The organism is Paenibacillus sp. 22594, assembly GCF_052044425.1.
In the GTDB taxonomy this organism is placed as follows: Bacteria; Bacillota; Bacilli; order Paenibacillales; family Paenibacillaceae; genus Paenibacillus_AQ.
The window spans coordinates 1-9,800 of sequence record NZ_JBQENA010000023.1; the positions used below are offsets into that span (position 1 = coordinate 1).

General features: G+C 41.1%; 1 protein-coding gene. It reads left to right on the forward strand.

The genetic code is table 11. The annotated features are described in order from the left end of the window. On the forward strand, nucleotides 1–9,800 hold a 9,800-nt coding region (locus tag ACTJKB_RS30745), incomplete at both ends, for an amino acid adenylation domain-containing protein (protein WP_440838018.1).

The window sequence follows — 9,800 nt, forward strand, 5'->3', positions numbered from 1 at the left end:
GAAAGCGGGTATGGAAATTACACGATCCATTTAAATGAAAAAGAAACCGAGCAGCTCATTCACCAGTCAGGTCGGGCGTATAATACCGAGATCAATGACCTCCTTATCAGCGCCCTGGGAATGGCCGTGAAGAAACTGACAGGGGCAAGAGATGTAACGATAGGCATGGAAGGACACGGAAGAGAACCGATTCATAAGCGGATCGATATCGACCGGACGGTCGGGTGGTTCACCAGTATGTACCCGGTGGTGGTATCGTGTCATGAGGATCTAGCAAAAAGCATCATTACAACCAAAGAGATGCTGCGCAGGATCCCGAACCGGGGCCTTGGATATGGTCTGTTACAGGAAGAATTGCCGGTACGTCCGCTTGAAGTCATGTTTAACTACATGGGACAAATGGACGCTGAGGCAAAGGGGAAAAGATTACACTTCTTTAGTTCAGATAAAGGCTTAGCGGATGATAATAAAATGCTGTCGGAATTGATGATAGACGGTGTGATAAGTGAAAGAAAATTAACATTTGCTTTCCGTTATAATAGAAGTCTTTTTGCAGGCAGTACGATACAAACATTTGCTGAGATTTATAAAGCATGTACTCAGTCTATGATTGCGCATTGTATGCAGCAAAAAGAATTGGTTCAGACACCATCTGACTATTCTGCAACTTCGATTACTGAAGAAGATTTGAGCGTCCTGCATCGACTTTATCCAGGGAAAAATGATATACAGGATATATTTGATTTATTGCCGCTACAGGAAGGTATTTTGTATCACGACCTGAAAAGTAGTGGTTCTGAGTATTTTACTCAGTTTGTTTATCGGGTTAATCAATATGTAAATACTAATTTCATGCGCAATGCGTTTGAATGTTTGCTTAAAAAACATGATGTGTTGAGAACAGCGATGGTATATGAAGGGGTAAAATATCCGAAGCAGATCATTTTGTCACATCGCTCACTTGATTGGGAGGAAATTGATTTAACAACGTACGATGAGCAAGAACAAGTGGCTATACTAAATGAACTGATAGAAAGGGATGTTAAGCAGGGATTTGATCTGCAGCTTAATGCATTATTTCGCATAAAAAATATAAAACTATCTACTAATTGCACGCAATTGATCTGGAGCTTTCATCATATTATTGCAGATGGATGGTGTACTGAATTATTATGTAACGACCTGAAAAATTACTATAACTTGCTTCAAAATGGTCATAGTGTACACGATGTAGAACAAGTTATTGAACAAGAAAAGTGTCAGGTTGCAACGTATGGTGATTATATTCAGTGGTTTCAGAATCAGGATGAGGAGCTTGCCCTTACGTATTGGTTCGAAAGGCTTCGTGATTATGACATAACATACAAATACCGTCCTTATATCGATCCACCATATTCCAGTTCCAACTTGGCTCAAGTGAAAAAGAAACTGGATGTTGAATTAACAGGCAATTTGCTGCTTTTAGCACAAGCGCATCAGATAACAATAAATACGATCACTGAAGCAGCTTGGGGAATTGTATTACAACAGATGAACTTTACAAATGATATCGTGTTCGGCAAAGTGATTTCGGGAAGGCATGCCGAAGTAAAAGGGATTGAAAGCATAGTAGGTCTTTTTATTAATACGATACCAGTAAGGGTAAGCGTAGACGAGAATACGACGATTATAACCCTTTTGCAGGAATTACAAGATCAAGGTATTGAAAGTACGATGCATGCTCACTGTTCACTGGTTAAAATTCAAGAACAGACCGCATTAAAATCAGATTTGATTTCTTCGCTTTTTGTTTTTGAGAATCATTTGGCACAAGAACAGCAAAGTGAGAATACAGATGGCCTGCAATTAGCGCTTGTTTCTTCGAGAGATGAAACAAACTATCCGCTCAATCTATTGGCTGCTGTAGAGGACGAGGCTTTACGATTTACAGTTCTCTATAATCCGAACAAGCATGCTTTAGAAGAAGTAGAGATGATGCTCAGCATGTTAAACAATGTATTATGTGCATTTGCTGAGTTTCCAGAGAAGAAAATTTTCGATGTTGAATTAGTTCGCCAGGAAGAGAAGACACGAATACTAGGTGAATTCAACGATACGGCAATCTCATATCCGAAACATAAATCTATTCCAGATTTATTTGAAGAACAGGTTCAACTTACGCCCGAACAAATTTGTGTGGTATGCGGTAAGGAACAATTAAGCTACCAAGAACTAGACAAGGCTGCGCAAGGTATTGCCACTGAATTGCGAAGAAGAGGGGTATCATCAGGTCAATTAATTGGTATCGTATGTGAGAAAAGCGTGCACATGATTGTAGGGCTACTTGGGATACTCAAAGCAGGATGTGGCTATGTACCAATTAATACCGATGAACCGGATAACCGCCTGCGCTTTATTTTGGAAGATTGTAATTTGAACACCGTACTGTGCGGTGATGTAAAGGAGGATATGATTAATGTCCTTCAAGAGTACTGCACTGTAATAGATCTATATGGAAGTTATGCAGCTACGACAGAGCGTGCCTCAGTAGCAGCGGGTGATATTGCATATGTTATGTATACATCCGGTACGACAGGATATCCGAAAGGTGTTTGTGTTACACATCAAAATGTCGTACGGCTTGTGAAGCAATCGAACTATGCTGATTTAAATGGGGCGCATATTTTGTTAACCGGTGCACTTTCCTTTGATGCGTCGACGTTTGAAATATGGGGAGCACTGCTCAATGGCGGAAAATTGGTGCTAGCCCATATGCAGAGCATAACAGACGGAAATGCTCTAGGAATATTGATAAACGAGTACCAGATTACGATGATGTGGATGACTGCCCAACTTTTTAATTATATGGTGGATACTGGATGCGAAGAAGTTTTTCAACCATTACAGTATTTATTGGTAGGGGGAGAGCGGTTATCGGCGAAGCACATCAAAGCAGTACGGGAAAAACATCCCAAACTCAGAGTAATTAATGGTTATGGCCCAACAGAAAATACGACCTTTTCTGTTACGCATGCTATAGAAACAGATTATTTCAATATCCCTATCGGAAAGCCAATCAGCAATAGTACAGCGTATATTTTAGATAGAAAAATGCAGCTATGTGGAATTGGTGTTCCAGGGGAACTTGTTGTAGGCGGCGACGGCGTAGCAAAAGGATATATAAACCAACCAAAACTTACTGTGGAGAAGTTTATTGAGAATCCGCTTATTCCTGATGAGCGGCTCTACCGTACCGGAGATATTGCGATGTGGCTGCCGGATGGGAACATTGTGTATATTGGACGTATTGATGACCAGGTGAAAATTCGAGGGTACAGGATTGAAGTGGGCGAGGTAGAGCATGCTCTGCGCAGATTAGAAGGTATCCAAGATGCAATTGTCATTGCCCGCGAACAAGATAGAAGTGAAAAGGAACTGTGTGCATACCTGGTATCGGGCACCGAGATTCAGATGAATAAAGTCCGGAATTACCTTGGTGAGTCAGTGCCTGCTTACATGGTACCGCAGCATATGATACAGATTGAGAAAGTTCCTATGACACGAAACGGAAAGGTAGATAAGCGAGCGCTTTCTGAAATACAGATCGTGCACGAGCGGCAATATACGGCTGCGGCGACTGAATTGGAATTGATTCTATGTAATATATTCAGTGATGTACTTTCTGTTGACCGTGTTGGTATTTATGATGATTTCTTTGCATTAGGTGGTCACTCCTTACATGCTGTACGCGTTATCAATCAGATTGAAGCAATGATTGGCATACGTTTGCCGATCATAACATTGTTTGAGCATCCGGATATTAAAGTGCTTAGTCAGCATCTTGAACTAATGAGTGCAGGACAGAATACGCTAAATACGAAAGCTGTGTTTGAACCCATACCGCATGCTATGCAGAAAGAAACATATCGGATGTCTTCAGCTCAAAAGCGTCTTTATGCGATTCAAGAGATGGATCAACATAGCACAGCTTATAATATGACGTTAATGCGTCGAATGGATGCAGACCTTGATAGTGAACGACTTCAGCTAGCACTGGAGCAACTCATGCAACGGCATGAAAGCTTACGCACAAGCTTTCATATGGAGAATGGAGAAGCAATACAGCGTATTCATGAGCATGTGCCTTTTACGCTTCTAATTACTGAAGAAGATGATGACACAGAGGTTGTGCATGTATTTGATTTGTCTCAAGCGCCATTAATTCGGGTTAAAGTGATTAATCAAAAAGATGGTGGTTATCTCCTAATCTTCGATATGCACCATATCATTTCTGATGGGACATCGATTAATAATCTAATGCAGGATTTGTCCAGGTTATATAATGGCGACCCCCTTGAGACAATGCCGATTCAGTATAAAGATTATAGTGAGTGGTTACAAACTCAAGACATGACGGAACATGAGACGTATTGGTTGAACTCGCTTCAAGGCGAAATACCGGTACTGGATTTACCAACAGACTTTACACGTCCGCAAGTACAACAGTATATAGGGAAATCAGTCGTGAGTCATGTAGAGTTACGGGAAGCTGTAACAGCATTGTGCCGGATGTCGGGTGCAACCGAGTATATGATACTACTGAGCACATGGATGATTTTGTTGAGTAAATACAGCCGCCAAGAGGATATTATCGTAGGCTGCCCTGTTAATGGACGTTTGCATAATGATACAGAGCCAGTAATCGGTATGTTTGTGAATACGATTGCATTACGTGGAAAGCCATTGGGAAAGAAGAACTTCGTGGATTTTCTGTCGGAGATGAAAGAAGTATGTTTAAAAGGGATAGAACATCAAGCATATCCGCTCGAAGATCTGGTTGATAATATGGGCCTGCATCGGGATATGTCCCGGAATCCGCTTTTTGATGTGTTGTTTGTGCTGCAGAATCATGAAGAAGCAAATTTTGATTTTCATGGCATAAACAGTATGAATATTCATGATGAATATAGTTTACAGCACAGTTCGGCTAAATTTGATCTAACATTAGAATTGACGTCAATGGGAAGTGGCTACCGCATAGAAGTACGCTATGCAACGAGCTTGTACCAAGAAGAAAGCGTACGCCGGATGGTGAAACATTTTGAAACGTTGTTGGCAGCAGTTACGCAATCTCCTAATCTTGAGATATGTCAATTACCAATGATGACGCAAGCAGAAAGGCAGCACATTTTAACCTCATTTAACGATACGTCCTGTATTTATGACGTGACGACACCAATTCATGAACAATTTGAGCAGATTGTGCAGGCTATGCCGGCGAAAACAGCTCTACGCTTTCGAGATCAAGCTCTGACATATGAGCAGTTAAATATGAGAGCAAATCAGCTTGCCAGAATAATGCTGTTGCATGGTACGCGTCGCGGAGATTTTGTCGGTATTTTACTCGGCCGCAGTATAGAAATGATGGTGGGTATACTTGCAACGTTAAAGGTGGGCGCGGCTTATGTACCAATAGATCCGACATATCCTTTGGAGCGGATTCAGTATATGGTGGAAGATAGCGGGTTATCGACAGTATTGACTCAGAGGCAATACGATGACACGATCGAGTTACCTTCCAATGTAAGACGCATTCATGTGGATCAAGAAGGATATGATGAATCTAGTCACAATCTGCATACAATTGTAGACGCAAGCGATATCGCCTATATCATCTATACTTCAGGCTCTACAGGCAAACCCAAAGGGGTAATGGTAGAACATCGATCAATTAGTAATTTGATTGCAGCTCTAAACCAGCTACAAAACTTGGATTCGACAAAAACAATGTTATGTTTATCGAATATTTCGTTCGACGGTACAGTCTATGAGTCACTATTTCCCCTGCTCAAAGGAATGCAAATTGTAATTGCCGATGAGAAAGCGCAACACGATCCAAAGTTACTGTTGCAATTAATTGAGCAATATGAAGTGAACATCATGAAGGGTACACCGACGCGGATGAAGATGCTTATGGATGAAGTTCAAGGTATTGATCGATTGCATTATTTGGAAGTGGTTGTTGTCGGCGGAGAGCCATTAACGGATGATTTGGCTAACGCTTTGCTTGAACATTGGAATGTTCGTTTGTTCAATGTGTATGGTCCAACAGAAGCAACGGTTGACGCAACCGGAATTGAAGTTCATTTACATGACAAAGTTACGATTGGAAAACCGATTGCCAATGTACAAGTATTTATTTTAAATTCGTACGGATATCCACTGCCAATCGGTGTAGCTGGTGAGCTTTGTATCAGCGGACCAGGTGTTGCCAAGGGTTATCTTAATCGGAGCGATCTTACCGCAGAGAAATTTGTTGACAACCCATTTAAGCAGGGAGAGCGGATGTATTGCACGGGAGATCTTGCCCGCTGGCTTCCAGACGGTAATATTGAATATGTTGGCCGTATCGATGATCAAGTAAAGGTTAGAGGATACCGTATCGAACTGGGCGAGATTGAGCAAGTCCTGCGAAAACAACCTGACGTGCTGAATGCTGTTGTGATGGTTAGGGAAGATGCGGCAGGAGATGATTATTTATGCGCTTATGTGGTGCCAAATAATCAAGTGACGTTGGATACTGAAGCTATTAGAGAAGATATTCGCCAAGCTTTACCTGATTATATGGTTCCAGCATACATCGTTCCACTGGCACAGTTCCCTGTTACAAAAAATGGGAAACTAGACCGCCGCAGCCTACCTGAGCCAGATCGTACGGGGAGAGGCAATAAGTATGTTGCTCCAAGAGATGAAACTGAATCGGTACTTGTGAGCATTTTCCGAGAGGTACTTGGTGTCGAACGTATTAGTATAAAAGATAGTTTCTTCGAACTTGGGGGAGACTCCATAAAAGCTATCCGGATTGTATCGAAGATGAGAAGCGCCGGATATATTATTTCAGTGCCGGATATTTTAAGTCAATACACTGTTGAAAAGATTGCATACACAGTAGGCAGGGAATCAGAGATCCAGTATGATCAGGGTGAAGTTACGGGTCAGGTCATTAATACACCGATCTTACATGATTTTAGTGCAAGAAATTACTCTAATCCTAACTATCATAATCAAGATGCTCTTTTGATGGTTAAAACGGATAACGAAACGCATATTCATGAAGCATTGCAAGCTGTTGCTATTCACCATGATATATTACGAGCAGTTTACCAGGATGGCAGTCTGACAATTTTAAGTAGCACAGACAGCAAACTTTATGAGTTACAAGTGTTTGAGGTTCAAGCGGAGCTTAACGGTTCAGCATGGGTTGAAGAAGCTACCGCTACAATTCATCAAAGCATGAATCTTAACAGAGGTCCTTTGATGAAAGCAGCGCTCTTCAAAAGCCAGTCGGCCAATTATCTTTTCTTATGTATTCATCATCTTGTCATTGACGCAGTATCATGGCAAATTTTGCTTGAAGACTTAGAGACTGCTCTCCAGCAGCTTAAAGACGGAAAGGAAATAAAGCTACCTTCAAAAACACTTGCTTTTAAAGACTGGGCAGAATCATTAGTAGAATATAAAACTACAAACGAGATTACTACCCAAGCAAATTATTGGAATACAATTATCGCAGCCATGAAGGAAGAGAAACTGCATACAGATGACAATCCGCATAGTTATGGGTATGAGGATGTGACAATAACGTTCCGTAAGGATAAGACTGAACAGCTTTTAAGGCAAGCGGGTAAAGCATTTGGTACCGAAATCAATGATTTGCTTATAAGTGCAATCGGCGTTGCAACACATGCACTGACGAAACAATCAAAAGTATCGGTTTGCCTGGAAGGGCATGGGAGAGAAGCGATCCATAAGAAAGTGGATATCGACCGTACTATAGGATGGTTTACGGTAAAGTTCCCGATTAGTGTTCCGTGTCATGATGATTTACGGGAGATTATTATTGATACAAAGGAAATGTTACGGAAAGTACCTTTACGTGGGTTGGGATTTGGCTTATTGCAAGGTGATTTTTTGGCGATTGAGTCCGATATTTACTTCAATTATTTGGGGCAGCTGGATACAGAATCTAATGCTACCCTGTTTACGAACAACAAGAGTATAGCGAATTCGAATGGTACCGAAGGCGCAATTGATATGAACGGGTATATTGTACAGGATACGCTACATTTTATACTCCGCTATGACCGCAGTAAATATAATAGGGAGACCGTAGAGCGTTTTGCAGCATTATATCAGGAAAAGCTAAGCGAGATCATCACATATTGCTGTGTACAAGACAAGCCGATGAAGACGGCTTCTGATTATTCCTGCAATGACTTGACTAGTGATGAATTAGTATTGATCCAGGAGTTTATTGCTGATAAAGAGGATATTGATGATATTTATACGCTAACTCCGATGCAGGAAGGAATCTTATACCATTATTTACTGAATCGGCAATCAACCAGCTATGTTACACAAATGGTGTATCATTATAACGCTAATCAAAGTGAAGATATGTTTGAGGTAGCGCTGAAACTGCTAACGAAACGACATGATGTACTGCGCACTGCAATTGTATATGACCATGGTGCTAAATCCAGACAACTTCTATTGCGTAGTCGTGAAATCGAATATGCAGTCTTGGACTGGTCGGGCAAGGAATGTGCAGAACAAGCATCTCATATTTCTGCATGGATTGATTCTGACCTACAACGGGGTTTTGATCTACAGCAAGAAGCATTGTTACGGGTTACCAACATCATGTTAAGCAGAACAGAAGGGAAATTAATATGGAGCTCTCACCACATCATTTCGGATGGATGGTCAGACCACGTTATCTTTAATGACTTTATACAAATATGCGAACAGTTAGAACAAGGTTTGTCTGTTGTGGAGCTTGAGCAAGGGTTAGAGGAAGAAAAGGAAAAGAGCTTAAATTTCAAGGACTTCGTTAGCTGGTTGGAAAAACAAGATGAAGACAGAAGCTTGCTATACTGGAGAGAGCTTCTGGCAGACTATGAAGAGTCTGCTGATATTAAGCCGCTCCGTCAACCTGAAGAAACATCCAGTGAAATGAAGCGGATTAATCATAAACTTCCTGTTGATGTAACCAGACAACTTCTTGATATGGCTGCAGCGTACAATATTACGCTGAATACTATGATAGAGACAGCTTTAGGTATCGTATTACAGGAATTATGCGGCATAAAGGATGTTGTCTTTGGTAAGGTAGTCTCCGGAAGAAATGCTGATGTAAGAGGAATAGAGCATATTGCCGGAATATTTGTTAATACCATTCCAATTCGTATTTGTTGTGATGATGAAATGCACATAAGCGATATTTGGAGAAAAACTCAAGAACAAGCGATACTAAGTGATCAGTATGGACATTGTTCTTTCGCCAAAGTACAACGACTGACTAAACAGAACACCGATTTAGTTAAAGTTTTGTTTACATTTGATAACGATGATACATGGGATGAAGCACGCCAAAGTGAAACTTCAGGTTTTCGCTTTACCGTAGAGAGTGGACGGGAGCAAACCAATTATACGACCACGTTTAAAGCGTATCTTGATATCAGTCAGCTACATGTTGATGTATTGTATGATCCTAGAAAGCTGGCAACAGACGACATTCTCAATATTATGTCAAAGATGCAAAGTGTATTATTGTCATGTGCAGCAAACCCGGAAATGAAGGTATCTGAACTCGAAACGACAACAGAGGAAGAGAAAGAGCAGATACTAAATGCGTTTCAAACCAAGCCAACGCAATATCCGCACGAGGAATCGATCAAAAGTCTATTTGAGGCGCAGGTTAAGAAAACACCGGATCGGATAGCAATATCCTGCGGGACGGAGCAGCTGACGTATACGGA